Genomic DNA, 26,436 nt, shown 5'->3' on the forward strand with positions numbered 1-26,436 from the left:
GCAGGGGGGGAGACGAACATGGCCAAACAGATCCTGATCGTCGGCGGCGGCACGGCGGGCTGGCTGACGGCCTGTTACCTGGCGCGCATGATCGGCGGTCGCGAGGCCCAGGGGGCCAGAATCACGCTTGTCGAATCCGAGGACATTGGGATCATCGGCGTCGGCGAAGGCACCTTTCCCAGCATTCGCAAGACCCTCAAGCGCATCGAGCTCGACGAGGCCGCGCTGATCCGCGACGCCAACGCCACGTTCAAGCAGGGCATCCGCTTCGACAACTGGCGCCACGCGCCTTCGGTCGAGCCGACCGATCGCTACTACCACCCGTTCCAGACCGCCGATCAGCATACCGACCTTGATCTCTTGCCTTACTGGCTGCTGGGCGCGGCCGGCGATGCGCCCTGGTCCCGGGTCGGCACCGTCCAGCAGGCGGTGATCGACGCGCATCGCGCGCCCAAGCTGATCGAGCACCCCGACTATGCCGGTCCCCTGGCCTACGCCTACCACTTCGATGCGGTGGCGTTCGGCCAGTTGCTGCGCCGCCACGCCCTGGAGCGCGGCGTGACGCGGATCGCCGACACCATCGATGCGGTGCGGCTGGCCCCCGACGGCGCGATCGAGTCCTTGACGGCTCGCGCCTCGGGCCGGCTCGAGGCGGATCTCTACATCGACTGCACCGGCTTCCGCGCCCAGCTGATCGGCCAGGCGCTGGGTTCGCCGTTCACCTCCTACCGTAATCAGCTGTTCTGCGACCGGGCCCTGGCTGTCCAACTGCCCTATGCGCGGCCCGACGTCCCGATCGCCTCGTGCACCATCTCAACCGCCCAGGAAAGCGGCTGGACCTGGGACATCGGCCTGCAGGAACGCCGCGGCGTCGGCTACGTCTTCTCCTCGGCCCACACCTCCGAGACGCGGGCGGCCGAGGTGCTCAGCGCCTACGCTGGCGTCCCCGTCGACCGACTCGAGCCGCGGCTCCTGAAGTTCGAGGCGGGCTTCCGCCACGTCCAGTGGCGCAAGAACTGTGTCGCCATCGGTCTTTCCGCCGGCTTCATCGAGCCGCTGGAGGCCACCGGCATCGGCTTCGCCGAGATCGCCGCCCTGATCCTGGTCAACCTGTTCCCGTGGGCGGGCGAGTACGACCAGGCCGCCGCCCAGTTCAACGCCCAGATGCGGCGCCGCTACGACCACGTCATCGACTTCATCAAGCTGCACTACTGCCTCAGCAAGCGCGAGGACACCGACTTCTGGCGTGACAACCGCGCGTCCGCCTCGATCTCCGACAGCCTGAAGACCAAGCTCGACATCTGGCGCTGGCGACCGCCGTCCTTTCTCGACGTCGACCTGAGCCACGACATCTTCATCGCGCCGAACTGGCAGTACGTCCTGTACGGCATGGGCTTCCGCACCGACATCTCGGGCCGGGCCGGCGCGCTACGCTACCACGACGCGGCCCGGGAGGAGTTCGCGAACATCCGCGAGCAGTCCCGCAACGCCCTACGGATAATGCCCGACCATCGCGCCCTGGTCGAAGAGGTGCGCCGCGCCGGCTTCCGACGCCCCATGGCGGGCGCCCGATGAGCCCCGCAGGGACGCGCCAGGGCCCGATCCGCCGCGTCGTCATCGTCGGCGGCGGTACGTCGGGCTGGATGGCCGCCGCCGCCCTGGCGCGCCTGGCTCCCCGCGACGTCACGGTGACCCTGGTCGAATCCGACGATATCGGCACGATCGGCGTCGGCGAGGCGACCATCCCCACCCTGCACGACTTCAACGCCTTGCTCGGCATCGACGAGGACCAGTTCGTCCGCCAGACGCGGGCGACGTTCAAGCTGGGCATCCAGTTCGAGAACTGGGGTCAGGTCGGCGAGACCTACATCCACCCCTTTGGGGTCCATGGCCGCACCACGCCGGAATACAAGTTTCACCAGCTGTGGCTGCGCCTGGCCCACGAGGCGGGCGAGGACGCGGCCCGCCGCGCCGCGATCGGCGACCTTGCCGACTACAACCTGGGCGCCGTCGCCGCGCGCCTGGGGCGCTTTGATCGCCCGCGCGGCGGGAGCGACAGCGTCCTGAGCACGATCCGCTACGCCTTCCACTTCGACGCCGGCCTCTACGCCCGCTACCTGCGCAACTATGCCGAACGGGGCGGCGTTCGACGGCTGGAGGGCGTCGTCGTCGATGTGGCGATGCGGCCAGACGACGGCTTCGTCCAATCGGTGCAATTGCGGGACGGCCGCGTCGTGGAGGGCGATCTCTTCATTGACTGCAGCGGCTTTCGCGGACTGCTCATCAACCAGGCGCTGGGCGTGGGCTATGTCGATTGGAGCCGCTATCTGCCCTGCGACCGCGCCGTGGCGCTCCCGCGCCGCCGGGTCGCGCCGCCTGACCCGTTCACCCGCGCCACGGCTGACCTGGCCGGCTGGCGCTGGCGCATTCCCCTGCAGCACCGCATGGGCACAGGCTATGTCTATTGCAGCGAGCACCTTGAAGACCAGGCCGCGGCCGACCGTCTGATCTCCCAAGGCGACGGCGAGCCGCTCGCCGAGCCTCGCCACTTGCGCTTCACCGCCGGCCATCGCGAGAGGTTCTGGGTCAAGAACTGCGTGGCGATCGGCCTGGCGGGCGGCTTCATCGAGCCGCTGGAGTCGACCAGCATCCATCTCGCCCAGATGGGGGTGGCGCGGCTCATGATGCTTTGGCCGGAATGCTCGTTCGACCCGGCCGAGATCGACCAGTACAACACGGCCACGCGCCTGGAGTACGAGCAGACGCGGGACTTCATTGTCCTGCATTACAAGGCCACGCGGCGCGACGACACCGCCTTCTGGCGGCGTTGCGCGGCCATGGAGATCCCCGACAGCCTCGCCCACAAGATGGCGCTGTTCAGGTCCGGCGGGCGCGTGTTCCGCTTCCACGACGACCTGTTCACCGAGGACAGTTGGTTGGCGGTGATGCTGGGCCAGGGCGTCATGCCCCGCAGCTACGACCGACTCGCCGACAGCCTGGACCGCGACCAGCTCGCCCGCAACATGGCCCGCCTGAAGGCCGTGACCCTCCAGGCCGCCCACGCCCTGCCGTCTCACGAGACCTTCATCCAGACCCACTGCGCGGCGACGCCAGACCGCATTGCGGGCTGAAGCCGCCAGGGCGCCCTTCCAACACCAAAGGATTTTTCATGCCTCCCCTCCACAAGCATCGCGGCGCCTTGCTGCTCGCCAGCCTCCTGACGCTCGCCCTGGCCGGCGCGCCGCCCGTCCTGGCCGCGGACAAGGAGCCGCCGCCGCGCGTCGCCAACGGCCTGGCCAAGACGCCGCCGATGGGCTGGAACAGCTGGAACAAGTTCGCCTGCAACATCGACGAGGCGACGGTCCGCCGGATCGCCGACGCCATGGCGTCCAACGGCATGAAGGACGCCGGCTACGAATACGTCGTGATCGACGACTGCTGGCACGGCCCGCGCGACGCTGGCGGCTTCATCACCTACGACGCCAAGCGCTTTCCCAGCGGCATCAAGGCCCTTTCGGACTATGTGCACGCCAAGGGCCTGAAGTTCGGCATCTATTCCGACGCCGGGCGGCTGACCTGCGGCGGCCGGCCGGGCAGCCAGGGGCACGAGTTCCAGGACGCCAAGACCTATGCCGAGTGGGGCGTGGACTATCTGAAATACGACTGGTGTTCGACGGGAACGCGTAACGCCGAGGAGGCCTACACCCTGATGGCCGACGCCCTGCGGGAGAGCGGCCGCGACATCGTCTTTTCGATGTGCGAGTGGGGCACGGCCAAGCCGTGGCTGTGGGCCGCCAACGTCGGCAACCTCTGGCGCACCACCGGCGACATCACCGACAAGTGGGACGGCAAGCACGGCTATTCCCTGGGCGTCCTGCCCATCGTCGACGCCAACGAGCCGCTCCATCCGTTCGCCGGCCCGGGCCACTGGAATGATCCCGACATGCTGGAGGTCGGCAACGGCGGCCTGACCGACACCGAATACCGCTCGCACTTCAGCCTATGGGCGCTGATGGCCGCGCCGCTGATCGCCGGCAACGACGTCGCCAACATGGATGAGGCCACGCGCGCCATCCTGCTGAACAAGGCGGTGATCGCCGTGAACCAGGACCCGCTCGGCGTCCAGGGCCGCCGCGTCCGCGACGACGGCGACCTGGAGGTCTGGTCCAAGCCGCTGGCCGACGGCGGCCGTGCGGTGATCCTGTTCAACCGCGGCGCCGAGACCAAGCCGATCGCCGTGGACTGGACTGAACTCGGCTATCCCGCGACGCTGAAGGCCGGGGTCCGCGATCTCTGGGCGCACAAGGACCTGGGCAAAATGACCGGCCGGTTCTCGGCGAACGTGCCGTCGCACGGCGTGGTCATGGTCACCCTGCGACCCTAAGCCCCCGCACCATAGTCCCTCGACCCAGCCCGCTCCTCGCCGGACCAGGATCCACCATGCGTCACTTGCTCCTCGCCGTCAGCCTGATCGTCGCCCTCGGCGCGGCGACGCCCTCGGTCCAGGCCCAGCCCGCCGTCGCCGTCCCGGCCGCGGGCGCCGAACGGTCGCGCGTCAATATTGACGCCGACTGGCGCTTCGCCCTGGGGCACGCCTCCGACCCCAGCCGCGATTTCGGCCACGGCACGGCGCCGTTCTTCTTCGCCAAGGCCGGCTATGGCGACGGACCGGCCAGCCCGAAGTTCGACGACCGCGCCTGGAGGCGGCTGGACCTTCCCCACGACTGGGCGGTCGAGGCGCCGTTCGATCCCAAGGCCTCGGGCAATCACGGCTCAAAGGCGGTCGGGCCGGGCTTCCCGGAGTCGAGCATCGGCTGGTACCGCAAGGCTTTGGCCATCGCGCCGGAGGATTTGGGCAAGCGGATCGTGGTCGAGTTCGACGGCGTCTATCGCAACGCCACGGTCTGGTTCAACGGCCACTATATCGGCCGCGAGCCGAGCGGCTATTCCAGCTTCGCCTACGACCTGACTGACTATGTCGACTACGGCGGCCGTAACGTGCTGGCGGTGCGGGTCGACGCCTCGGTCGAGGAGGGCTGGTTCTACGAGGGCGCCGGGATCTACCGTCACGTCTGGCTGACCAAGACCGCGCCGCTGCACGTCGCCCGCTGGGGGACCTTCGTCAGCAGCACCGTGGGCGAGGGCGGCGCCGACCTGTCGATCAAGGCCAAGGTCCAGAACGAGGGGCCGGCCGCCGAGGCCGTCAGCATCGAGCACCAGGTCCTCGACGCCGAAGGCAAGGCGGTCCTGGCCAGCGTCGGCCCGGCGCGGAGCATCGCGGCCGACGCCACCGTCGAGGACGAGCGCCGGCTGAGCCTGCCGCACCCGCGGCTGTGGTCGATCAAGGATCCCTACCTCTATCGGCTGGTTACGGTCGTGCGCCGCGGCGGGACGGCGGTCGATCGCTATGAGACGTCGTTCGGCGTGCGCGAGGTGCGCTGGGATCCCGACACCGGGTTCTGGCTGAACGGCGAGAACGTCAAGCTCAAGGGCGTCAACCTCCACCAGGATCATGCCGGGGTCGGGGTCGCCCTGTCCGACGCCTTGGACGCTTGGCGGCTGCGCCGGCTGCAGACCATGGGCGTCAACGCCGTGCGCACCGCTCACGGCCCGCCTTCGCCCGCGCTGCTCGACATCGCCGATCGTCTGGGCGTCCTGATCATCGACGAACACCGGATGATGGGAACCTCGCCGGAGATCGCCGACCAGCTGACCCGGCTGGTGGAACGCGACCGCAACCATCCCTCCGTCATCCTGTGGTCGGTCGGCAACGAGGAGTGGGCGCTGGAAGGTAACGCCCTGGGCGCGCGGCTGACGAAGCTCATGCAGGCCAAGGTCAAGGCGCTGGATCCCAGCCGCGCCGCCACCGTGGCCATTTCGGGGGGCGCGCCGCGGGGGAGTTCGTCCACGACGGAGGTGGTCGGCTTCAACTATCGCGCCCAGCACGATGTCGACGCCTATCATCGTCTGTTCCCCAAGACGCCCGCGCTGATGACCGAAGAGGGCTCGACCTTCGCCACGCGGGGCGTCTACATCTCCGATCCCGCGCGCCAGCACCTTGCCGCCTATGACCAGCCGCAGCGGCCACAGGGGTCCAGCAGCATCGAGCAGGGCTGGCGGGCCGTGGTCGAGCGGCCCTGGATGGCGGGCATGTTCGTCTGGACCGGCCTGGACTATCGCGGCGAGACCACGCCGTTCGGCTGGCCGGCCATCAGCTCGCAGTTCGGCATGCTCGACACCACCGGCGTCTTCAAGGACAGCGCCTACTATCTGCAAAGCTGGTGGACGGACGCGCCGATGGTCCACGTCGTCGGCCACTGGACCTGGTCGGGCCGGACGGGCCAGACGATCCCGATCTGGGTCTATTCCAACGCCGACGAGGTTGAGCTGCTGCTGAACGGCAGGAGCCTGGGCCGCAAGGCCATGCCGCGCCAGGGCCACCTGGAATGGGAGGTCGCCTACGCCCCCGGCGCTCTGGTCGCCCGGGGCTTCAAGGGCGGCGCCGTGGTCGCCGAGGAACGGGTCACGACCACCGGTGAACCCAAGGCCCTGCGGCTGACCGCCTCGCCGGCGAGCGCCGGCGGCGCGTGGATCGCGCCGGTCGCGGTGAGCGCGGTGGACGCCAAGGGCCGGCGTGTCCCTACGGCGGACGAGGCGGTCACCTTCACGGTCGAACGCGGCGGGCGGATCGTCGGCGTCGGCAACGGCGACCCTTCCAGCCATGAGCCGGACCAGTTCGTCGAGCGCCGCGCCACCTGGCCGACCGCCGGCTGGCGGATGGCCGGCGTGACCTCCGCGCCCGAGGCCGGTCTGCCCGACCTCGCCGCCGCGGCCTGGCGCGACCCGTTCGCCTGGTATCCGCCGGGCAGCGAGCCGCCCCTGCCTGCGGCCTTCGTCGTCCGGGGCGCGGCGTCGGGCCTGCCGGTCGGGCCGGGCGGCCAATGGCGGGTCTTCGCGCCGCTGCTGACCGCCGACCAGCGCCTCTTCGTCAACGGGGAGGATCTCACCGCGCGCGCCGTCGCCGATGCGCAAGGGTGGAGCGTCGCCTTCACGCCTGCCGCGGATGGACGCGTCGAGGTCGCGATCCTGGTTCCCTCCAACACCCAGGCGGCGTTGCAGGCGCTGCAGGACCGCGGCCTGAACGGCTCCAACGTCGCCTTCGTGGCGCGCGTGGAACAGGCCGCGCCCTGGAGCCGCAGCCTGTTTAACGGCCACGCCCAGGTGCTGGTCGAGGCCGCGCCGGGCGCTCACGAGGTCGTCCTCACCGCCGCCGCGCCCGGTCTGGTCCCCGCACGCCTGATCCTGCAGGCCGGCCCATGATCGCCAGCAAGGCCGGCCAGACTTAGGGGGCGTTAGCGAAACCATCGAGAGGGCGCCCGGCGTGAAGGCCTGTAACCCTCCAGCCGCCGGGCGCTTTCGCCGGATCCTCCCAACAGCGCAGAACGACGAGCCAGCTCGCCGCGCCTTTAGCGCACAGCTGAATGTCCGTTTCCTACGGTGGGCTCAACCGATCGATGCTCTCAAGGCGTCGCTGGCGCCGCTGTGCCGCCGCGCGAAGTCGACAAAAGCCTTGAACGCAGCGGTCGGGTTGCGCCGACTCGGATAGTAGAGGCTCAAGGGGGACAGGGTGGGAGTCCAATCCTCGAGCACGCGCACGAGGCGACCTGCCTTGATGTCGTCTCGCACGTCAGACTCCATCGCCAGGGTGAGACCGACGGAAGCAAGGGCGGCCGCGCGGGCGAGGCTCGCTTCGTCCAGGGTGATGGCGCCCTCGACGTCGATAAGGACCGATTGTCCGTCCTTCTCGAACGGCCAGCGGTAGATCGCGCCATTGGGAAGCCGGACGCGCAGACAAGAATGCTCAGCGAGATCCTGGGGGACCATGGGCGTCCCGTGCGCTTTCAAATAGCTCGGCGTGCCCACAACGACATTGCGCCGTCCGCCTCCCAACGGGAGCGCGATCATGTCGGCCGGCACAAGGTCCGCGCTCCGGACGCCGAGGTCGAAGCCGCCCGCGACAATGTCCACCAGGCGACCCTCCGTGACGATGTCGATGTGGACCTGAGGGTGCGCGCGCAGGAACGGCAGGACGAGCCAGGAGAAAATTTCCCGCGCCGCCGTCGGAAAGGCGTTGATGCGCAGCGTGCCCGAAGGCGTGGCCTGTTGAGAGCGCGCCACCTCCATCGCCTCATGTATGTCCCGAACGGCGGGCGCGACTTGCGCGACGAACTGCTGGCCTGCCTCAGTCAGGGACACGCTTCGCGTCGTCCGGTTGAAGAGCCGTACGCCGAGTGTGCGCTCCAGCTTTGCGACCGCATTGCTGAGGGCGGTCGTTGAAACCCCGAGTTCAAGCGCAGCCGTGCGAAACTTGCCCTGGCGGGCGACCATGAGAACGGCGTCCAATTCCGTCAGACCGTCCAACGCCATTGTCCTGGATTTCGTGATGAAGCATCCCGGATTGTCCTGATTATCACGCGACTGTCCATCACTACCTTGGTTGCCAAGCGCACTGGCGGCCATCCCGGCCGCGACCGCAGCAAGCAGGACAGAAGCGATGTCGCTCGAACTTCCAGCCCCCATCGCCGCGTATGTGGCCGCCAACGCCCGCCTCGATGTGGCCGCCATGCTTGAGCCCTTCGCGTCCGACGCCCTCCTCACCGACAACGGTCGCGCCATTCGGGGGCGCTCCGAACTCAGACAGCTGTTCGAAGAGGAAGTCGTCGCCGTAAAGGCGATCTTCACGCCGGACACCGTCCGCCATGAGGGCGGTCAGGTCGTCGTCGAGGGCCCCGCCCACGGCGACTTCAAGGGCAGCCCGATCCGCTTCACCTATCGCTTCACGCTCCAAAACGACGCGATCAAAGCTCTGGAGATCACGGCATGACCGTCAAGGCTGATCCGACCGAGTTCGCGGGAAAGCGCGTGCTCATCAGCGGCGGCACCAAGGGTTTGGGGCGCGCCACCGTCGACCGCTTCCTGGCCGGCGGCGCCCGAGTAGTCACCGCCGCCCGCGGAGACCTGGAGCCGATCGACGGCGTCGAGTTCGTCCAGGCGGACCTGACGACGGCGAAGGGCGGGGAAGCGCTGGCCAAGGCCGCGCTCGAGCGCCTGGGCGGCGTCGACATCCTCGCCCACGTGATCGGCGGTTCTTCTTCGCCGGGCGGCGGCTTCGTCGCCCTGACCGACGATCAGTGGCTCGCCGAACTGAACCTGAACCTTCTGGCCACCGTTCGCCTCGATCGTCTCCTAGTCCCGCAGATGATCGAGCGAGGCGCTGGCGCGGTAGTGCACGTCGCGTCCATCCAGTCGGTCCTGCCGCTCCCCGAGGCGACCACGGCCTACGCCGCCGCCAAGGCCGCGCTCAGGACCTACAGCAAATCCATCTCCAAGGAGCTTGGGCCGAAGGGGGTGCGGGTCAACGTCGTCTCCCCCGGCTGGATCATGACCGAGTCCTCCGGACACCTGCTCGAGCGAATTCAGGCCGCCAATGGCGGCACGATCGAGGAGGCGCGGCAAGTCGTCCTCGATAGCCTGGGCGGCATACCGATCGGGCGTCCGGCTGACCCTCATGAGGTCGCCGACCTCATCGCCTACCTGGCCTCGGATCGCGCCGCCGCCATCCACGGGGCCGAATTTGTCATCGACGGCGGGACCGTACCGACCGTCTGATGGATCGGGTTGCTCATGCCCGCTTCCGGGCGGGGCGTGGAGCAACGATGGAGCATCACGACCGCGGCTTGCGCTCCAGCACGTCCATGGCGCGTTTTCAACCGCCCGTCGGTGACGCGCAGCTTGATCTCGTCCGACACCAGGGACGCCAGGTTGGTGAGCGGCGGCGCCGGGCAAGTCTTGAAAGACCGCGGCCCTAGGTCTTGAGGCCACGCCCGCGCTGGCCAGAAGCGGCCGCGTTCACGGCAGCAGCCGCCGGCGCGCTTGGCGCGCCGGCGGCTGGCCCTCGGGCGTGTGTGGGCGGTCCTGGCCTTACTTCGCCTTGGTCGCGGCGGTCTTGGCGGCCCTGTCGATCACCTCGGCCACCGCTTCGGGACGGCTGAGGAAGACGACGTGGCTGCCCTTCACCTCGACGGTCTCGGCGCCGATGCGGGTGGCGGTCTTGCGCAGCAGCTTGGGATCGATGGCGCCGTCCTCGGTGGCCACGACGAACCAGCTGGGCTTCACGCGCCAGGCGGCCTTGGTGACCTTGTCGCCGAAGGCCGACATGGCGATCGGCACCTGCGAGTCGCGCATGAAGGCGGCGTCGGCGTCGTTGATGTCGGCGGCGAAGCCGGCCTTGAACTTGGCGAGGTTGACGAAGCCGAAGCCGTCCGATTGCGGCTCGATCACGAAGCCGGGAGGGGCGGGGATCTCGGCGAACTGGTCGCCGGTGGACTCGCCGGTGTCGGGCGCCAAGGCGGCGACATAGACCAGGCCCGCGACCTTGGGGTCGTTGCCGGCCTCGGTGATGACCGTGCCGCCGTACGAGTGGCCGACCAGGATGGCGGGGCCGTCCTGGCGAGCCAGCACGCGACGCGTGGCGGCGACGTCGTCCGCCAGCGAGGTCAGCGGGTTCTGGACGATGCTGACCTTGTAGCCCTGGGCGGTCAGCCGGTCATAGACCCCGCGCCAGCCCGAGCCGTCGGCGAAGGCGCCGTGCACCAGGACGACGTTGCGGACGGCCGGAGCTTGCGCGCCGTGGGTGGCGTCGGGCTGGGCGTGGGCGGCGCCGGCCAGGCCCGTCAGGGCGGCGGCGATGAGGATGTTGCGAGCTTGGCGGACCATGGTGGTTCTCCCTGGATTTAATCGGCTGGATTTGTGAGTTATTGCGATAAAAGTTATTGCGATAAATGTTGTTTAGAGGTGGTCCGCGCGGCTGTCCAGGGAAAAGTTATCGCGATAGCTATTTTTCCGATTGGGCCTATATGAGGGGGAGGAGACCGCCATGAACCACAGCGCCCCGCCGCCCCTGGACGACCAGCTCTGCTACGCCATCTATTCGGCGGGCATCGCCATTCAGCGCACCTACAAGCCCTGGCTCGACGCGTTGGGCCTGACCTATCCCCAGTATCTGGTCCTCAACCTTCTATGGGCCGAGGACGGGCAACTGGTCGGGCGGCTTGCCGAACGGCTGGCGCTTGAATCCAGCACCCTGACGCCCTTGCTCCAACGCCTCGAGGCGGCAGGCCTGGTGAATCGGACTCGCGACCCCGCAAACGCCCGCCAGGTCATTGTCGCCCTGACGGACGCCGGGCGGGCCATGCAACAGAAGGCGGGATGTCTGGGCGCGGCCTTACTCGAAGCTTCGGGCCAGTCGCCCGAGGCCCTGAACGCGCTTAACGACAAGGTCCGGACGCTGCGCAACGATATCTACAGTGCTATCGGCGGATGGGGACCGGGCGCCCCCGCCCCCGAAGCCGACCAGCAATCGTAAGGCCGCGGATCCGTTAAGCCCACCGCGCGACGGGCGTTGGACAGTTCCTTCGACCGCCGTTAGCCTTCGCCACGTCATGAGAAGCGGCCAAATGCAGAGCCCCTACGAAACCAGCATGCAACTGGATTGCCGCCGATAGCAGACGCTGACGGGCTTTCAGCGTCACTCGATCTAGGAGTTTCGCGTCGGCCTCCCGCGCTTGACCACGCGCCCGGTTCATTCTGCAAGGCCACGCGCAGAGAGCTCCATCAGCCTGCGGCGCAGCGATCGAGACCGGCGTGGTTGATGGCTCCTGGCGCACGACCGACGACTCCGGTCCCGCCCGTGGACACACTGGGTGAGCCATGATCCCGATATTTCACCCGCCAACTCATCCGCTACGCCGGCCGGCCGGCGCCGACGCACCCCGGGCGTGACCGAGCCGTTGGCCCAGACCGATGCTCCTGGCCTTGGCGGAACGAAGGTCCGAGAATGACTTGGCGCAAACCGGGTAGTCGTCCGGCAGCCCCCACTTGGCCTTGTATTCGGCGACCGTCAGGCCGTAGCGGGTCAGATGGCGCTTGAGCGTTCGATAACGCTTGCCATCTTCGAAGCTGGTGATCGCGTCGTCGGTCACGCTGGCGCGGATCTGTTCGGGGGTTGGCTTGCTGAGCCGAGAATCTCCAGAGGGCGCGCGGGCAAGCATCGCCTCTAGAGCTGCGTAGGACTCGACCATCAGGGCCGGAAGCTCGGCCGGCGGTACGACGTTGCGGCTGAGATAGGCGCACAGGATTTCGGAGGTCAGGGTCGCGGCGAGTTCTTGGGCTTTGGTCATCGGTGTTCCAGCGCATGTCGAAGTTGTCGAACGCGGCCGGCGGGGGATTCGTGGCTCCGCCGGCCGCGTTCTCAGGCGTGGGCGTAGGCGGCGCGCAGGCGATCGCCGAACGCGCAGGCGCTGCTGACCTCCACACGGGCGCCGGCGCGGGCCTTGCCCTTCAGCCATTCGCTGAGGGCCTCGGCGCAGGTGTGATCCAGGCAGGACAGGCCGCGGGTGTTAAGGTGAACGACGCCGCCGTCCGGCACCGCGTCCAGCGCCCTGGTGATCTTCGGCAAGTGCACGAAGGTCGCCGCGCCCTCGAGCGTCACCTCGCGCGCCTGCTCGCCGATCTCGCGTTCGGCGACTTTCAGGCGCAGGCGACCGAGGTGCGGCGCCAATTCGACCAGGGTCAGAGCCAAGCCGACCAGAACGCCGGTCAGCAGATCGGTCGCCACCACCGTCACGAAGGTCGCCGCCCAGATCAACGCCGGCAGCAGGCCGTAGCGCGCGAAGAGATGGCGCACGTGCTCCAGGCTGACCAGCCGCCAGCCGGTGACGACCAGCACCCCCGCCAGGGCCGCGCTGGGGACCTGGCGCAGGAGTCCCGGGAGCAGGGCCACGAAGGCGAGAATCCAGACGCCGTGCAGGATCGTCGACAGCCGGCTGCCCGCGCCGGCCTGGACATTGGCCGAACTGCGCACGATGACGCCGGTCATCGGCAAGGCGCCGACCGCGCCGCACAGCATGTTGCCCACGCCTTGGGCGAAGAGCTCCTTGTTGTACTTGGTGCGCGGGCCATCGTGCATGCGGTCGACGGCGGCCGCCGACAGCAGGGTTTCGGCCGACGCGATGAAGGCCACCGCCAGGGCGGTCAGGATCAAGGCCGGGTCGGCGAGCTTGGCCAGGTCGCCGAAGCCCGGAACCGAGATCGCGGCGGCGATCGACTCCGGCACGACGATGCGCTGGACGTCGAGGTTCAGGGTCGTGGCCGCCAGCGTGCCGGCCAGCACGCCGAGCAGCGCGCCGGGGACAAGCTTGAGCTTGGCCGGGCGTACCTTCTCCCAGAGCAGGATGGCCCCGATGGTGATGACGCCCACGATCAGCGCGGCTTCGGCGACGCCAAGGGCCCGGACCGAAAGGCCGGCGATGGCGGCCGGGATGGCCATCAGGTTCTCCAGCCCATGGGCCTTGGGGCTGGCGCCGAACAGCACGTGCATCTGGCCGGCGACGATCAGCAGGCCGATTCCGGCCAGCATGCCGTGAACCACGGCCGGTGAAATGGCGCGGAACCACTGTCCCAGCCGCAGCGCGCCCGCCGCCAGCTGGATCAGGCCGGCCAGCAGCAGAATGGGACCCAGCGTCGAAAGCCCGTGCCTCTGGACGATCTCGAAGACGATGACCGCCAGGCCGGCGGCCGGTCCGCTGACCTGCAGGGGCGAGCCCGCCAGGACCCCGACGACGAGGCCGCCGATGACGCCGGTGATCAGGCCGCGCTCGGCCGGCACGCCGGACGCCACGGCGATGCCCATGCACAGCGGCATGGCGACCAGGAACACGACGATCGAAGCGGTGATGTCGCGGGACAGGAGCATCGAAAGGCCGGTCTTGGCCGGCCCTGGGGAAGCAGCGGTCGTCTTGGTCATTCGGCCGCCATCCCTACGAAGTCGCGCGCGGCGAGGCGGCGGTTGGGGCTGAGGGCGACCGGCAGGGAGCGTCCCTCGACGACCAGCTCGAACTGTTCGGTCTCGCCGTTGAACGCCAGGATGCGGCCGGTCTCGATCTCGAAGAACCAGCCGTGCAGGGACAGCTCGCCCTGGGCGATCGCCGAGGCCACCGAAGGATGCGTGCGAAGGTGATTGATCTGGACCACGACGTTCTCGAGGCTCAAGGCTCGCGTCTCGGCCTTGCTGTCGAGCCCGTGATAGGCCGAGCAGACGACGCTGTGCGCGGCCTGGGCGTGGCGTAGCCAGGCCGCGACATTGGGCATGCGCTGCAGCGCCTCGGGTTGGGAAAAGGCCTTCATCGCCCCGCAGTCGGAGTGGCCGCAGACCACGATGTCGCGGACCCCCAGGGCCACGACCGCATATTCGACCGCCGAGGACACCCCGCCATTGGCCTGGGAGAACGGCGGCACGATGTTGCCGGCGTTGCGGCACACGAACAGGTCACCGGGGGCGGCCTGGGTGATCAGTTCGGGCACAACGCGCGAATCCGCGCAGGAAATCATCAGAGCCTTGGGGCTCTGCCCATCGCTGGCCAGCCTTTCATAGAGGGCGCTTTGAGCGGGAAAGACCTGCCCGCGAAATCGCGTGGCGCGTTCCAGAACGTGTTCCAACAGAACCTCCGTGAGCTGGGCGGCGCGGGAGATCCGGATCGGATCATCGCTGGCCGCGCGCGCGGGCGTTCCCGCGCCGGAGATCGAAGATTGATCGGGTCGATTTGCTGCAACGCAGCAGAACTGTGACAAAACATGTCTGGCCGGTCAGGCCAGGCGCAACCGGATCTCCACCCGCAACCCGCCTTGCGGTCGATTGTGGAACGCCAGCGTTCCGCCTTCGCGGTGTACGATCCTGTGGACGATGGTCAGGCCAAGACCCAGGCCTGACGTATTGCGCGCCCGCGCGCTGTCGAGGCGGCTGAACGGCTCGAGCACCTGAGCCATGTCGGCCTCGGGGATGCCGGGGCCGTTGTCCTCGACCGCCACGGCCACCTGAGCGCCGTCTCGCCGCAGGATGATGTCGCCCCGTCCGCCGTAGAGGATCGCGTTCTGCAGGACATTGCCGAGCGCCCGCTTGATCGACAGCGGCCGGACTTCGACCAGCAGGCGCTCGGGGCCAACGTAGCTGGCCGCGTGGCCGGCGTCGGTCGCGGCGTCGACCAAGGTCATGGCCATGGCCGCCAGGTCGACCAGCCGCCGGGGCTCCGGGTCCTCATCGCCGCTCAGATAGGCCAGAAGCGAATCGAGCATGGCGGTCATTTCGTCGACGTCGGCTTCCATGGCCTCGCGGGCCGCCTTGTCGTCGACGAAACTGGCCCGCAGGCGAAGTCGTGACAGGGGCGTGCGCAGGTCGTGACCGACGGCGGCCAGGGCTTGGGTGCGCGCCGAGATGAGGTCGGTGATGCGAGCCTGCATGGCGTTGAAGGCCTTGGCGACCAGCTTCAGGTCGCCCGCGCCCTCCTCGGCGATCCGCACCGGGGCGCCCTGGCCCACGGCGTTGGCGGCGCTGGCCAAGGCCCGCAGCGGGGCGCTGAGGTTGCGCAGAACCAGAATGGACGCCAGCAGCACGCCCAGCGCCAGGATGAAGGCCGATCCCACCCCGCCCAGCACCATCGCCCATGGCGCGGCCCGCACCTGGGTCTGCAGCATCAGCCAGGAATGGTCGCGCATCCTCAACGCCACCTTCAGCTTGGCGCCGCCGAGCCACGCGCTCTCCGGCCACCGGACGATCCGCAGTTCCCGGTCCCGCAGGCTGGGCTCCCAAGTCTGGAGCTGCTCGCGCAGGCGCCGGTCTGCGGGCCGATCCTGTCCCGGCGGCGTGGTGGGGATCTGGCTCCAGGACAGACCGATATGGCTGGTCGACAAGGTCCGAGCCCGGCCCGATCGCGCCTCCGGCGGCAGGTCGTCGAGCAGACCGTCGGTGGCGACCAGTTGCTCGGCCAGGCGCCGGGCCTGGTGGCTTTGGCTGATATAGAGATCGCTGCGCTCGAACAGGATCGAGCTGCCGACGAATTCCAGCAGAACCGCCAGCATCAGCACCAGCGAAACCTGCCCCACCAGCCTCTGGGGCCACAGCCGCAACAGCGTCATCGACGCTCGACGGCCGCGGTAAAGATATAGCCCACCCCTCGCACCGTGCGCAGCAGGGGCTCGGCCTGGACCGCGGCCAACTTGCGGCGCAGACGGCTGACCAGGACGTCGATGCTGCGGTCCGATGCATCGGCCAGGCGGGTCCGCGACATCTCCAGCAGCCGTTCGCGCCCGATCACCCGCTGGGGCGCGCTGACGAAGGCCAGCAGCAGGTCGAACTCGGCGCCGGACAGATCGACGACGGCGCCCTCGGGCGAGATCAGTTCCCGCCGCCCCGGATCCAGCGTCCAGTTGGCGAAGGTCAACAGCTGATAGCCCCGCGGCGCGGTCTGGCCGCCGCCCTGGGTGCGGCGCAGGATCGCGCGGATGCGAGCGACCAGTTCCCGGTTGCTGAACGGCTTGGCGATATAGTCGTCGGCCCCCAGCTCCAGCCCGATCAGTCGATCGGTCTCCTCGTCCCGAGCGCTGAGGATGATGATCGGCACCTGGCTGGATCGCCGCAGGGTCCGGCACAGATCGAAACCGTTCGATCCCGGCAGCATGATGTCGAGCAGGATCAGGTCGATCGGATTGGCGTCGATGATCCTCGCCATCTCCGCGCCGTGCGCGGCGCTGAGCGGATGAAAGCCCTCCTCGCGCAGGACCCGGGACAGCAGCGTTCGCAGGGATGGGTCATCTTCGACGATCAGCACGACAGGCGCGGTTGAGACCATGGCAAGTTCGCGCTGGAGATCGAGCATTCCGTAGCCTGAAGAATTGTCACACCGGAGCGCGGCCCTCGAACCGCCGTCGCTATCTAGGCGATCGCATTTTCGTGACAAGTCTTTGGTTTCAAGTTTCTCCAAATGGCGCGGTGTTTTCGACCTCATCCATTCAGGCGGCGAAATTTTCGGCAGATATATTTCCTATAAATGGGCAAGTGGAAGCCAAATTGGTCATTGATAACAGTGGTACGTCACAGAAATTCTTTATAATCGCAAAGACGGCCCTAAGCTTTGCTTTTGGATCCTGTGAATCGACGCAGTATGATTGCGGCTCAGGGACGGCCGTCTCGGACGGCCGCTCCAGCGTCGCGTGCGACAACACCCGCTTTTGAGCGGGAGCTTTGTCATATTTCGTGTCGACAAATTGTCCGCGTCCCGCCTCGTCACGGGGAGATGACGAGGCGGGACGCGGCCGGCCGGGCCCCGGGGGACGAGCCCTGCCGCCGGGATAGGCGCGCTTTGACGCTCTAGGCGGCCCGGCAACTCTCGGCGACGACGGCGCGGACCTCCGCCGCTCCCCGCGTGGCATGTTCCTCGGAACGGAAGGCGATCAAGACCTTGCCCGGCCGGGTCTTGGCCCAGGCGACGCCGTCGTGCGCCCTGACCCGCTCCGCGGCCTGGCGGGCGCAGGCCGGGTCGGACTGGACGACGGTGATCGTCCTTTGGGCGGCGCGGCGGGCCACCTCGTTTGTATGGCTAAGGCCGGACCCGACTGGTCCGGCGAGGGCTGGAAAGGCGGCCAGCAGCGCGGCCGCGCCGCCAAGGAACGCTGGTTTCATCATGAGGCGAACTCCGGAAGATACAGGGGAATTGAAGGCGGGGCGCGGACGCCGCTAGCCGGCTTGGGCCGACGGGGCGGCCATGGCGTCGAGATGCGTCAGGCCGCGCTTGTAGTCGTCGACCGCGCGCAGCAGGCCGACGATCTCGGCCTGGACGATGGCCGCGCGATGCTCGTAGGCGTCTCCGGCCTTGAACTTGAACGCCCAGGGCGCAGGCGTTCCCGAAACGCGACGCTGGGCGATTTCGCGCAGGTGGGCCTCGTCGACCGCGAAGGTCACCTCCTCGAAGCAGACTTCACCAGCCTCGAACAGGGCGCAGTTCTGGGCGTTGTCTCGGACCTTGATCAGAGGCGCGCTGACCGGCCAGGTCGAGGTTTGATAATTGACCTCGCCATAACCCCGGAAAGACCCGGGGTATTTCAGGGTCTGGCGCACCTCGAAACGAGCCGCGCCCGTGCGCTTGTCGATCACCGCCCGCAAATGGTTGTCGTTCCACGGCGTCTTGAAGAGGCCGCGCGTATGGCGAAACCCGCCCTCGGTGGAGATCACGGTTTCGGTCTCGAGATGATCGTCGATGATCTGGGCCCGAGCCTGGAACTGCTCGGCCGCCATGGCCGCCAGCTTGGGCGGGACGTTCGGCGTCTGGGCGATCGCCGGAGCCGTAGTGGCGGCCAGGACGGCCGTTATTATCGCCGCCGATACTGTCGAAGAGACTGTGGTGCGGGACACGAAAACCTCCTGCCATCGTGCGCCCGCCAGGATCCGAACGCTCATCGTTCCTCTTCCCCGGGGCGACATCGATCTGGCGGTCTTTTTGCCCGAGTGGTTTTGCCCCAGCGCATCGCGATCGTGACAAAGTGTGACGACCGCGGCGACGGGGCGGCCTTACGGATCTCGGCCTTGGATACGCCAAAGGCGTCCATCTGGAAGGTTGCGGCGGTTTTGGAATGTCTCCAAGCCGTCCTCAAGTCGCACGCAGGAGCCACCCGCTTGCAGCGTGGCCAGCTCCCGCCCGCTCGCCGTAGCGCTCCAATCCCGGGCGGGCGGAGCCGCCTCATTCGCGCCGTCGGTCGCCCAAGGCAGGCGACGGCGTCGCCGAAGATCGCGCTGGCGGCGGGGGCCGCCAATCGAGTCCCGCCCATGCGCGAGCTGAACGTCCGGTTTGGATATGGGCTCAATGTCCGCAAGTGGCGCAAGGTCGACGCCAGGGTTACGTACTAGAAAGTCGACTGATGAAGGGCAGGCTTCCCGGCCCGCTGGACGGGCGTTCTGCAAACGTCTCGCAGAATGTCCGTATCCCTTGCCGGGAAGGCGGTTTGCTCTCAAGTTCCTCGGCATCTGGCCTTGTTGCGGATGGACGTTGCGCGTCCGCGCGAGACCGCCAGGAGCCTGACTGTGCTGAAACGTATCGTCCTTGGATTGATCGTCGTCGTTGTCGTGGGGATTGTCGGCTTCGGCGTCTTTGCCTGGCGCCCCGCCATCGGCAAGATCGCGCCGCCCGCGCCGGCCGCCTTCGCGCCCGAGATGGTCGCGCGGGGCGAGGTTCTGGCCGGTGCGGGTTACTGCTCCACCTGCCACACCACCAAGGGCGGCCAGCCGTTCGCCGGCGGCTATCCGATGAAGACCGGTTTTGGCACGATCTATTCGACCAACATTACGCCTGACGCCAAGACCGGCATCGGAACCTGGTCGGAGGCGGCCTTCCGCCGGGCGATGCATCAAGGCGTGGCCCGAAATGGCGCGCACCTGTTTCCGGCCTTTCCCTACGACCATTTCACCAAGCTGACCGACGCCGACGTCTCCGCGCTGTACGCCTACATGATGACCCGCACGGCGGTGGAGGCTCCGGCCAAGCGCAATAGCGTTCCCTTCCCGCTCAACATCCGGGCGCTGCAAGCGGGCTGGAAGCTGCTGTTCTTCCATCCCGGCCGCTTTGAGCCGGATAAGGCCAAGAGCGCCGAATGGAACCGCGGGGCCTATCTGGCTCAGGGCGTCAGCCATTGCGGCGCCTGCCATACGCCGCGCAACGCCCTGGGGGCGGAAAAGCGCGACAAGGCCTACGCCGGCGCGCTGATCGACAATTGGATCGCTCCGCCACTGACCGCCGCCAACCCTTCGCCCGCGCCCTGGGACAGGGCCGAACTGGTCGCCTACCTGCGCACCGGGATCAGCCGCTATCACGGCGTGGCCGCCGGGCCGATGGCCCCGGTCGTCCACGACGGCCTGATCAAGCTGCCCGACGCCGACATCCAGGCTCTGGCGGTCTATCTCGCCGATGTCGATGGCGCGGCTGCGCGGGCTTCGAGCCTCGCGCCCGCCCTTCGGAAGGCGGCGGCGGCCGACCGTCTGAATGTCGGACCTCAGACCTTGCCCGCCGCGCGGCTCTACACGACCGCCTGCGCCTCCTGCCACTACAACGGCGTTGGCCAGCTCAATCCGCTGCGGCCCGACCTGGCGCTCAATAGCGCTGTCAATCTGGACGACCCGACCAACCTGATCCGGGTGGTGCTGTACGGAGTCAGCGCCAAGGACGGCGCGCCTGGCGTGGTGATGCCCAGCTTCAACCGCTTCAGCGACGCCGATGTCGCGGAATTGGCGAGCTATCTGCGCGCCACGCGCACCGACAAGCCCGCCTGGCCAAACCTGGACAAGAAGGTCGCGGCGGTCCGCGCGCAGGGAAGGTGACCCAGACATGACCCAGTTCACGCTCAACGGTCGCGCGGTCTCCATCGACGTCGATGAGGACACGCCCCTGCTGTGGGTGATCCGCGACGACATCGGTCTGACCGGCACCAAGTTCGGTTGCGGGATTGGCATGTGCGGAGCCTGCACCGTCCATGTCGGCGGCCGCGCGACACGGTCCTGCATCACCCCGATCAGCGCCGTCGAAGGTGCGGAGGTGACGACCATCGAGGGTCTCGACCCCGCCGGCCAGCACCCGGTGCAGCAGGCCTGGCTAGATCTGCAGACCCCGCAGTGCGGCTACTGCCAGTCGGGCCAGATCATGCAAGCGGCGGCGATGCTCAAGGATTTTCCCGCCCCCACCGACCAGGACATCGACGCGACCATGAGCGGCAATCTCTGTCGCTGCATGACCTATGTCCGCATCCGGGCGGCCATCAAACAGGCCGCCGCCGCGATGGGGACCAAGTCGTGAGCCGGCTTCCTCCCCTGACCGGGAAGATGGGGGGCGAACCCGGCGGCCTGCTGTCGCGCCGCAATTTCATCATCGCCTCGACGGGCGCGGGCCTAGCCTTCGGCTTCTCGGCCCTGGTCGAGGCCGCCATGGATCCGGCCGTGCCGGGCGGTGCGCCGATCACCGCGGCGGGGCCTCGGTTCGAGCCCACCCTGTGGTTCGCCATCGACGGCGACGGGATCGTCACCGTCAACATCATCCGCGCCGAGATGGGCCAGCACGTCGGCACCGCTCTGGCCCGCATTCTGGCCGACGAACTGGACGTGGCCTGGGACAAGGTCCGCATCGTCCACGTCGATACCGACCCCAAGTGGGGCCTGATGGTCACCGGCGGCAGCTGGTCGGTGTGGCAGACCTTCCCGATCTTCAGCCAGGCCGGAGCGGCCGGGCGCATCGCCCTGGTCGAGGCTGGGGCGAAACTGCTGAACGTCTCGCCGACGGGCGGCACGGCGCGCGGCGGCGTGGTCCATGTCGGCGGCCAGTCGATCAGCTACGGCGACATTGTCAAACGCGGCGGCGTGGCCCGCCAGTTCACGCCTGCGGAACTGGCCAAGCTGCCGGTCAAGCCGGCGGCCGAGCGCAAGCTGATCGGCAAGCCGGGCAGGGCGCTCGACATCGCCGCCAAGACTAACGGCACGGCGATCTACGGCATCGACGCCAAGGTTCCGGGCATGGTCTTTGCGCGGCCCAAGCTGCCGCCCACTCGCCATGGCTCGAAGGTGGTGTCAGTCGACGACAGCGCAGCCAAGGCGGTCAAGGGTTACATCCGTTGCCTGGCGATCGACGACCCGTCCGACACCGTGCCCGGCTGGGTGCTGGTGATCGCCGAAAGCTATCCCGCCGCGATCCGCGCCGCCGACCTGGTCAAGGTCCGGTGGACCGCCGGCCCTGGCGCGACCGTGTCGGAGAAGGACCTGCAGGACCACGCGGCGGCCCTGATCGCCAAGGCCGATGGCGGGGCCCTGCTCGACACCAAGACCGCCGACACCGCCCCCGCCTTCAAGGCCGCCAAGTCGGTGCTGGAACAGACCTACACCGCCGCCACCGTTCTGCATTTCCAGCTCGAGCCGCTGAACGCCCTGGCCTACGAGGCCAATGGGGTGATGGAGATCCACACCGGTAACCAGTGGCAGAGCCTGATCCTGCCGACCTTGGCCAAGGCCCTGGGGCGCGCCGAGACCAGTATCGTCATGCGCACCTACATGCTGGGCGGTGGTTTCGGCCGCCGGCTGAACGGCGATTACGCCGTGCCCGCCGCCTTGGCCGCCAAGGCGCTGGGCAAGCCGGTGAAACTGGTGCTGACCCGCGAGGACGACGCCCGCTTCGACTCCGTACGCTCGCCCTCGGTGCAGACCGTTCGCATGGCCTTTGACGGGACCGGCCAGATCCTGGCCCAGGAGCATCACGCCGCCGCGGGCTGGCCCACGCTGGCCAACGCTCCGGCCCTGATGCCCAAGGGCGCGAATGGCGTGGCCTACGATCCCTTCGCCATCTCCGGGGCCGATCATTGGTACGAGGTCGGCGCCCACAAGGTGCGGGCCATCAACAACGATCTGGCCAACGAAACCTTCCGTCCCGGCTGGTTGCGTTCCGTTGGTCCCGGCTGGACCAACTGGGCCGGCGAAAGCTTCATCGACGAGGCCGCCCACCACCTGAAGATCGATCCGGTGGCCCTGCGTCTGAAGTTGCTGACCGGGGCCGGCGCCAATGTCGGCGGCGACGCCAGCACGGTCGGCGGGGCCAAGCGTCAGGCCGAGGTCGTGCGCCGCGCCGCTCAGGCCGCGGGCTGGGGTCAGTCTCTACCCAAGGACACCGCCCTGGGCCTGGCCACCAGTTTTGGCCAAGAACGCGACATGCCCACCTGGGTGGCCTGCGTCGCCCGCGTCCACGTTGATCGCGTCAGCGGCGTGGTCACGGTCCAGAAGCTGACGATGATGACCGACGCCGGCACCATCGTCGATCCCGACGGGGCCCGGGCCCAGACCGAGGGCGCCGCCTTGTGGGGGCTCAGCATGGCCCTGCACGAAGGCACGGTGTTCGAGAACGGCCAGGTCAAGGACGTCAATCTGGACACCTATACGCCGCTGCGCATCTCCGACACGCCGGAGCTGGACATCCAGTTCATCGACAGCGTCGAGGTCCCGGTCGGCCTGGGCGAGCCGGCGACGACGGTGGTCGCCCCGGCCGTCGCCAACGCCATCTTCCGCGCCGTCGGGGTGCGCCTGCGGCACATCCCGATCACGTCGACCGCTGTGCTGCGGGCGTTGTCGGGAAAGGCCTGAGTGTCTCCATCCTCTTTGGTTAGAGCGAGAGCGAGCAGGACAGCCCGTCGCTCGGCTTCAACGTCGTGTGTTCGGGGCTGTCCCAGAGTCTGCTTCTTGCGCAAGGTCGACGCCAGCGCCCGCGACTCGCGCCACCTGTTCGGCAGGTGTACAGCGCCGTTTAGCCGCGCATTGCGGCGTCGATCGACGCATTCGCCATGGCCTATTGCGCCGCCAGGTCGAGGGATTGCCGGAAGTCCGGGAATGCGCCGCGTTCCCTGATCTCCGTCGGGCTGCCCAGTCTCTGCGCCGTATCCGGCTTGCCGTCGAACATCGGCCATTTGGGCAATCCCGGCCCATTCGGATCGCCCGTCTTCACGAAGTTGGTCCAATAGCCAAGCATCTGCTCCTGCAGAGCCAGGTCGTCGGCATTCCACCTGCGGGCCTCGCGCCACAATTGGCCATAGGCGAAGCGGATCTCCGAAGTATGGCCTGCTTTGCAGCCGTAATAGCAAGGCTGGTCCGCCGACGGCTCGGCGGGCGAGTGGACATAGTAGTAGAGGTAGGCTGGCGGACCGCCCGCCTTCTGCTGCATCGTCGCCCAGCCGAAATGCCGCAGCCCGATAAAGTCGGTGACCAGGCGCTGCGTGGACTCCGTCGCCTGCGCGTCGGTCTTACCTGGATACTGCGCGAGGATGAGGGGCGGGATTTGCGGGCCGAAGAGTTTCTGCAGCTGCCGTTCATAGTCGGCGGCGGCGACGATCTTGGCGCCGAACGCTGCAGGGGCGAGGTCGAGCCCCTCATCGGCGTTCCAGCCGAGCAGCATCGGCGTCTTGTTCTGGCGCCCCGCGGCGAAGCTTTGCTGCGGTTGCTCGGTAAACACCACGCCGTCCAGATTGGGTGCTGACCGCCAGCTCTGTTTGAGCAGGTCTTCGGCGCCGAGCTTGCGCAGGTCGCTGAGGTGCGGCGTCGCGAGCGCCTGGCCCAGCGCCGTCCCTGCGGTTTCGGCGGTCGCCTTGGTGGGCAGCGGGCCAACGACGCCGCTCTCGGCGATCCCCCGTTGAAAGAGACCCTTGGCCAAGGGGGAGACCGTCAGCGCCGCGACCGACGATCCGCCCGCCGAACTGCCCGCGATCGTGACGCGGCCGGAATCCCCGCCGAACGCGGCGATATTGCGTCTAACCCATTGCAGTGCGGCGACCTGGTCCCGGAAACCTTGGTTTCCGGAGGCATGGTCAGGCGCTTCGGCGGAAAGCTCGGGATGGGCGAAGAAGCCAAAAACGCCAAGGCGATAATTTATCGAGACGAGGATCACACCCTTTTGCACGAGGCTCTTGCCGCCGTCCGGGCCCCACTCGCCGCCATGGCCGTTGGCGAACGCGCCGCCGTGAATCCAGATCAGGACCGGGTAGGGCCTGGCGGCTTTCCTTGCCGGGGCCCAGACATTGAGCGTCACGCAGTCCTCGCTCTGCGGAAGCTTGATCCAGTCGGCCGTCTGGCGGCAGACCGGTCCGAATTCAGTCGCCTGCCGCACGCCCCGCCAGGCTTTCACCGGTTGCGGCGCCCGCCAGCGCAGATCCCCTATGGGCGGGGCGACGTAGGGAATGCCCAAGTAGGACATCACCCCGTCCTTCTCAGCGCCCGAGAGTGCGCCGCTGTCGATCGTGACGGTAGGCGAGGCGGCATGGGCTGCCGAAGAAAGGCCGATGGCCGCGAATAGCAGGGCCATCGCCAGAGTCCTTAGCGGCATGCTCCCTCCCCGTGATCAGTCCGCGCCCCTGTTTCTGAACCCCCTTGTTCGCTAACGCCAGCCGTAACGGCGCAGGCGGGTCATTCGTCCGCTCTCCGGCTCCATGAGCCGGAATCGCAGTGCAAAGCGTGACGGCGGTTTCAGCGATCCAAGGAGGGCCTCCCGTAGGCTCCGGGCCGGGCGCCGCCCTCGACGCGAAACGGCGCGGACGGCCTTAAGTTGGATCGGGCGTTCTAGGGCCGGGCTTAAGTTAAGACCGCCAAGTTGGGGAAAATGCGATGTTGAGGAATTTCAACGCCCCGGTTCACGTTAAGTTGGCCCCGTAGGTTTCTATGGGGCGGCGACATGCTGCACCGGTTGTTGCTGCGGCCTGCGACGGTCGCGGCGAACGACCGGGGCGCCGGCCGCTTCTGTCGCGCGTTCAGCGCCCGGATCTGACGGGTTATCGCGTTGTTGCGCCTACGTCCGATCCTGGATGGCCCTGATCGCCGCCAAGCCATGCAAGGATCGAAATGTCGTCGCGGCGGCGTTTCGTCGACCGCGCGGTTGGGCTAGCAAGGGGCATGCCCTTTTCGGCGTTGGAACCAGTGCCTGTTCAAACCCTGCTGCTGCTCGACGCGGCTTTCCGGTCGGGCGCGATCGGCCTTATGCTCCTGACGGCCGTCCTCCTGCGCAGGGCGCGCGGCCACGCGGCGCGTTTCGGCGTGGCCCTGATGATCGCGGCGGTCTGCGCGGCCATGGATGGCATGGCCGGCTTGCGGCTGCCGTTCGCGGCCGCCGCGCTCTGCGCCATCGGTTCTAGCCTGGCGGTGCCGCTCTTCTGGCTCTTCGCCCGCGCCTGGTTCGACGACGGGTTCCAGCCCCGCCTCGTCGACGCCCTGGCGACGCTGGTGTTCGCTGGCCTGGGCGTCTTCCTGCAGACCCAGACGCCTTCGCTTCCGCTGACCCGCGGCCTTGATCTGACGCTCTATGTCGTCGGCACCGCCATGGCCGGGCACGCCCAATGGCTGGTCTGGCGGGGACGTGAAGACGATCTCGTCGAGGAGCGTCGCCGCGCGCGCAGCATCTTTGTCCTCACCGTGGGCCTGGTGATCGTCTGGTCGCTGTGGAGCGAAGCCTATGTGCGCATGACCGGACCGTCCTTGGTCCTGGGCGCGATCAATGGCGCGGTGCTGGCAGTCGCCGCGCTCGGCGTGGCCGTCATGCTGTTCGACGTGCGCCATGACGGCGCCTTCGTCGAGGCGCCGGCCCCCCCGGCCGAGGAGGCCGCGCCCGGGCCGATCGACCCGGACCTGACCCGCGCGCTCGACCGGCTGATGGCGGTCGAGCGGCTGTACCGCAGTCCCGAACTGACGATCGGCGGTCTGGCCGCGCGCCTGGGAGCGCCCGAATACCGGGTGCGCCGGCACATCAACGGCGGGCTCGGCCATCGCAATTTCGCCGAATACCTCAACGCCCAGCGGTTGACCGAAGTGCGCCAGGCGCTGGCCGACCGCGAACAGGCCAAGGTGCCCATCCTCACCATCGCCATGGACGCCGGCTTTGGCAGCCTGGTGGCTTTCAACCGGGCCTTCAAGACCGCGATGGGCGAGACGCCGACCGACTATCGCCGTCGGGCGATGGGCGCCCAGACCTGACCGATTTCGAAATCCGACCA

The 26,436-nt window shown here is 68.1% G+C and carries 21 protein-coding genes; 11 read left to right on the forward strand and 10 right to left on the reverse strand.

Annotation, left to right across the window (positions count from 1 at the left end):
• The first annotated feature begins 18 nt into the window (after positions 1-18).
• The 4 genes from BM066_RS16140 to galA are packed head-to-tail and all read left to right on the forward strand — an operon-like array spanning position 19 to position 7,320.
• A complete protein-coding gene (locus tag BM066_RS16140; RefSeq protein WP_026176570.1) occupies positions 19-1,575 on the forward strand; it encodes a tryptophan halogenase family protein in 1,557 nt (518 codons plus the stop codon).
• The gene (locus BM066_RS16145) at positions 1,572-3,131 is read left to right on the forward strand and encodes a tryptophan halogenase family protein (RefSeq protein ID WP_018062213.1); all 1,560 of its coding nucleotides are present in this window, start codon (positions 1,572-1,574) and stop codon (positions 3,129-3,131) included. The genes BM066_RS16140 and BM066_RS16145 overlap by 4 nt, the downstream gene beginning before the upstream one ends.
• A gap of 38 nt (positions 3,132-3,169) precedes the next feature.
• Positions 3,170-4,384 carry a glycoside hydrolase family 27 protein gene (locus BM066_RS16150; protein ID WP_026176571.1) on the forward strand — a complete coding sequence of 405 codons (1,215 nt, stop codon included), beginning with the start codon at positions 3,170-3,172 and terminating at the stop codon, positions 4,382-4,384.
• Between the two features lie 56 nt (positions 4,385-4,440).
• Positions 4,441-7,320, forward strand: coding sequence for a beta-galactosidase GalA (gene galA, locus BM066_RS16155; protein WP_018062215.1), 2,880 nt, complete (start codon positions 4,441-4,443; stop codon positions 7,318-7,320).
• A gap of 183 nt (positions 7,321-7,503) precedes the next feature.
• Here galA and BM066_RS16160 read toward each other — a convergent pair whose 3' ends face one another.
• Entirely contained in the window at positions 7,504-8,427 is a 924-nt protein-coding gene (locus BM066_RS16160) for a LysR family transcriptional regulator (protein ID WP_018062216.1), read from the reverse strand.
• A gap of 127 nt (positions 8,428-8,554) precedes the next feature.
• On the opposite strand from BM066_RS16160, the gene BM066_RS16165 reads away from it, so the two are divergent.
• Positions 8,555-8,884, forward strand: a complete 330-nt coding sequence (locus BM066_RS16165; protein ID WP_018062217.1) for a nuclear transport factor 2 family protein — start codon at positions 8,555-8,557, stop codon at positions 8,882-8,884.
• Entirely contained in the window at positions 8,881-9,669 is a 789-nt protein-coding gene (locus BM066_RS16170) for an SDR family oxidoreductase (RefSeq protein ID WP_018062218.1), read from the forward strand. The genes BM066_RS16165 and BM066_RS16170 overlap by 4 nt, the downstream gene beginning before the upstream one ends.
• Positions 9,670-9,981: 312 nt before the next feature.
• On the opposite strand, the gene BM066_RS16175 is transcribed toward BM066_RS16170, so the two are convergent.
• On the reverse strand, positions 9,982-10,776 hold the full coding sequence (locus BM066_RS16175; protein WP_018062219.1) for an alpha/beta fold hydrolase: 795 nt from the start codon (positions 10,774-10,776) through the stop codon (positions 9,982-9,984).
• Positions 10,777-10,936: 160 nt separating this feature from the next.
• On the opposite strand from BM066_RS16175, the gene BM066_RS16180 reads away from it, so the two are divergent.
• Complete coding sequence (locus BM066_RS16180) at positions 10,937-11,425, forward strand: MarR family winged helix-turn-helix transcriptional regulator (RefSeq protein WP_018062220.1); 489 nt, start codon at positions 10,937-10,939, stop codon at positions 11,423-11,425.
• Positions 11,426-11,795: 370 nt separating this feature from the next.
• Here the strand turns inward: BM066_RS16180 and BM066_RS16185 are convergent, their stop codons facing one another.
• The 7 genes from BM066_RS16185 to BM066_RS16215 all read right to left on the reverse strand — a co-directional run bounded on the left by BM066_RS16185 (position 11,796) and on the right by BM066_RS16215 (position 18,301).
• A complete protein-coding gene (locus BM066_RS16185) occupies positions 11,796-12,239 on the reverse strand; it encodes a Ros/MucR family transcriptional regulator (RefSeq protein WP_018062221.1) in 444 nt (147 codons plus the stop codon).
• A 71-nt stretch (positions 12,240-12,310) separates the two neighbouring features.
• Entirely contained in the window at positions 12,311-13,864 is a 1,554-nt protein-coding gene (locus BM066_RS16190; RefSeq protein WP_018062222.1) for a SulP family inorganic anion transporter, read from the reverse strand.
• A complete protein-coding gene (locus BM066_RS16195; RefSeq protein WP_018062223.1) occupies positions 13,861-14,556 on the reverse strand; it encodes a carbonic anhydrase in 696 nt (231 codons plus the stop codon). The genes BM066_RS16190 and BM066_RS16195 overlap by 4 nt, the downstream gene beginning before the upstream one ends.
• Before the next feature lie 147 nt (positions 14,557-14,703).
• Positions 14,704-16,029, reverse strand: a complete 1,326-nt coding sequence (locus BM066_RS16200; RefSeq protein WP_018062224.1) for an ATP-binding protein — start codon at positions 16,027-16,029, stop codon at positions 14,704-14,706.
• Positions 16,026-16,742 carry a response regulator gene (locus BM066_RS16205; RefSeq protein ID WP_026176574.1) on the reverse strand — a complete coding sequence of 239 codons (717 nt, stop codon included), beginning with the start codon at positions 16,740-16,742 and terminating at the stop codon, positions 16,026-16,028. The genes BM066_RS16200 and BM066_RS16205 overlap by 4 nt, the downstream gene beginning before the upstream one ends.
• Before the next feature lie 518 nt (positions 16,743-17,260).
• Positions 17,261-17,575 (reverse strand): hypothetical protein, encoded by a 315-nt coding sequence (locus BM066_RS16210; protein WP_018062226.1) that lies wholly within the window; start codon positions 17,573-17,575, stop codon positions 17,261-17,263.
• Between the two features lie 51 nt (positions 17,576-17,626).
• Positions 17,627-18,301 carry a hypothetical protein gene (locus BM066_RS16215; RefSeq protein WP_143093748.1) on the reverse strand — a complete coding sequence of 225 codons (675 nt, stop codon included), beginning with the start codon at positions 18,299-18,301 and terminating at the stop codon, positions 17,627-17,629.
• Positions 18,302-18,967: 666 nt separating this feature from the next.
• On the opposite strand from BM066_RS16215, the gene BM066_RS16225 reads away from it, so the two are divergent.
• From BM066_RS16225 to BM066_RS16235, 3 genes are read left to right on the forward strand one after another with little or no spacing between them, the layout of a single operon-like run.
• Entirely contained in the window at positions 18,968-20,257 is a 1,290-nt protein-coding gene (locus tag BM066_RS16225) for a c-type cytochrome (protein ID WP_026176576.1), read from the forward strand.
• 7 nt (positions 20,258-20,264) lie between these two features.
• The gene (locus BM066_RS16230; protein ID WP_018062231.1) at positions 20,265-20,729 is read left to right on the forward strand and encodes a (2Fe-2S)-binding protein; all 465 of its coding nucleotides are present in this window, start codon (positions 20,265-20,267) and stop codon (positions 20,727-20,729) included.
• Entirely contained in the window at positions 20,726-23,050 is a 2,325-nt protein-coding gene (locus BM066_RS16235) for a xanthine dehydrogenase family protein molybdopterin-binding subunit (RefSeq protein ID WP_218150916.1), read from the forward strand. Before BM066_RS16230 ends, BM066_RS16235 begins: the two co-directional genes overlap by 4 nt.
• Before the next feature lie 202 nt (positions 23,051-23,252).
• On the opposite strand, the gene BM066_RS16240 is transcribed toward BM066_RS16235, so the two are convergent.
• Entirely contained in the window at positions 23,253-24,758 is a 1,506-nt protein-coding gene (locus BM066_RS16240) for a carboxylesterase/lipase family protein (RefSeq protein WP_018062233.1), read from the reverse strand.
• 533 nt (positions 24,759-25,291) lie between these two features.
• Here BM066_RS16240 and BM066_RS16245 point away from each other — a divergent pair.
• Positions 25,292-26,416: an AraC family transcriptional regulator gene (locus BM066_RS16245; protein ID WP_089929568.1), complete on the forward strand. Its 1,125-nt coding sequence runs from the start codon at positions 25,292-25,294 to the stop codon at positions 26,414-26,416.
• Positions 26,417-26,436 lie beyond the last annotated feature (20 nt).

This window comes from Caulobacter sp. UNC279MFTsu5.1 (assembly GCF_900114015.1).
In the GTDB taxonomy this organism is placed as follows: Bacteria; Pseudomonadota; Alphaproteobacteria; order Caulobacterales; family Caulobacteraceae; genus Caulobacter.

What these genes read in the sequence shown, in the direction of transcription:
- BM066_RS16140 (WP_026176570.1), top strand. Translation starts at nt 19, where the DNA reads ATGGCCAAACAGATCCTGATCGTCGGCGGCGGCACGGCGGGCTGGCTG.
- BM066_RS16145 (WP_018062213.1), top strand. Translation starts at nt 1,572, where the DNA reads ATGAGCCCCGCAGGGACGCGCCAGGGCCCGATCCGCCGCGTCGTCATC.
- BM066_RS16150 (WP_026176571.1), top strand. Translation starts at nt 3,170, where the DNA reads ATGCCTCCCCTCCACAAGCATCGCGGCGCCTTGCTGCTCGCCAGCCTC.
- galA (WP_018062215.1), top strand. Translation starts at nt 4,441, where the DNA reads ATGCGTCACTTGCTCCTCGCCGTCAGCCTGATCGTCGCCCTCGGCGCG.
- BM066_RS16160 (WP_018062216.1), bottom strand. Translation starts at nt 8,427, where the DNA reads ATGGCGTTGGACGGTCTGACGGAATTGGACGCCGTTCTCATGGTCGCC.
- BM066_RS16165 (WP_018062217.1), top strand. Translation starts at nt 8,555, where the DNA reads ATGTCGCTCGAACTTCCAGCCCCCATCGCCGCGTATGTGGCCGCCAAC.
- BM066_RS16170 (WP_018062218.1), top strand. Translation starts at nt 8,881, where the DNA reads ATGACCGTCAAGGCTGATCCGACCGAGTTCGCGGGAAAGCGCGTGCTC.
- BM066_RS16175 (WP_018062219.1), bottom strand. Translation starts at nt 10,776, where the DNA reads ATGGTCCGCCAAGCTCGCAACATCCTCATCGCCGCCGCCCTGACGGGC.
- BM066_RS16180 (WP_018062220.1), top strand. Translation starts at nt 10,937, where the DNA reads ATGAACCACAGCGCCCCGCCGCCCCTGGACGACCAGCTCTGCTACGCC.
- BM066_RS16185 (WP_018062221.1), bottom strand. Translation starts at nt 12,239, where the DNA reads ATGACCAAAGCCCAAGAACTCGCCGCGACCCTGACCTCCGAAATCCTG.
- BM066_RS16190 (WP_018062222.1), bottom strand. Translation starts at nt 13,864, where the DNA reads ATGACCAAGACGACCGCTGCTTCCCCAGGGCCGGCCAAGACCGGCCTT.
- BM066_RS16200 (WP_018062224.1), bottom strand. Translation starts at nt 16,029, where the DNA reads ATGACGCTGTTGCGGCTGTGGCCCCAGAGGCTGGTGGGGCAGGTTTCG.
- BM066_RS16205 (WP_026176574.1), bottom strand. Translation starts at nt 16,742, where the DNA reads ATGGTCTCAACCGCGCCTGTCGTGCTGATCGTCGAAGATGACCCATCC.
- BM066_RS16210 (WP_018062226.1), bottom strand. Translation starts at nt 17,575, where the DNA reads ATGATGAAACCAGCGTTCCTTGGCGGCGCGGCCGCGCTGCTGGCCGCC.
- BM066_RS16230 (WP_018062231.1), top strand. Translation starts at nt 20,265, where the DNA reads ATGACCCAGTTCACGCTCAACGGTCGCGCGGTCTCCATCGACGTCGAT.
- BM066_RS16240 (WP_018062233.1), bottom strand. Translation starts at nt 24,758, where the DNA reads ATGGCCCTGCTATTCGCGGCCATCGGCCTTTCTTCGGCAGCCCATGCC.
- BM066_RS16245 (WP_089929568.1), top strand. Translation starts at nt 25,292, where the DNA reads ATGTCGTCGCGGCGGCGTTTCGTCGACCGCGCGGTTGGGCTAGCAAGG.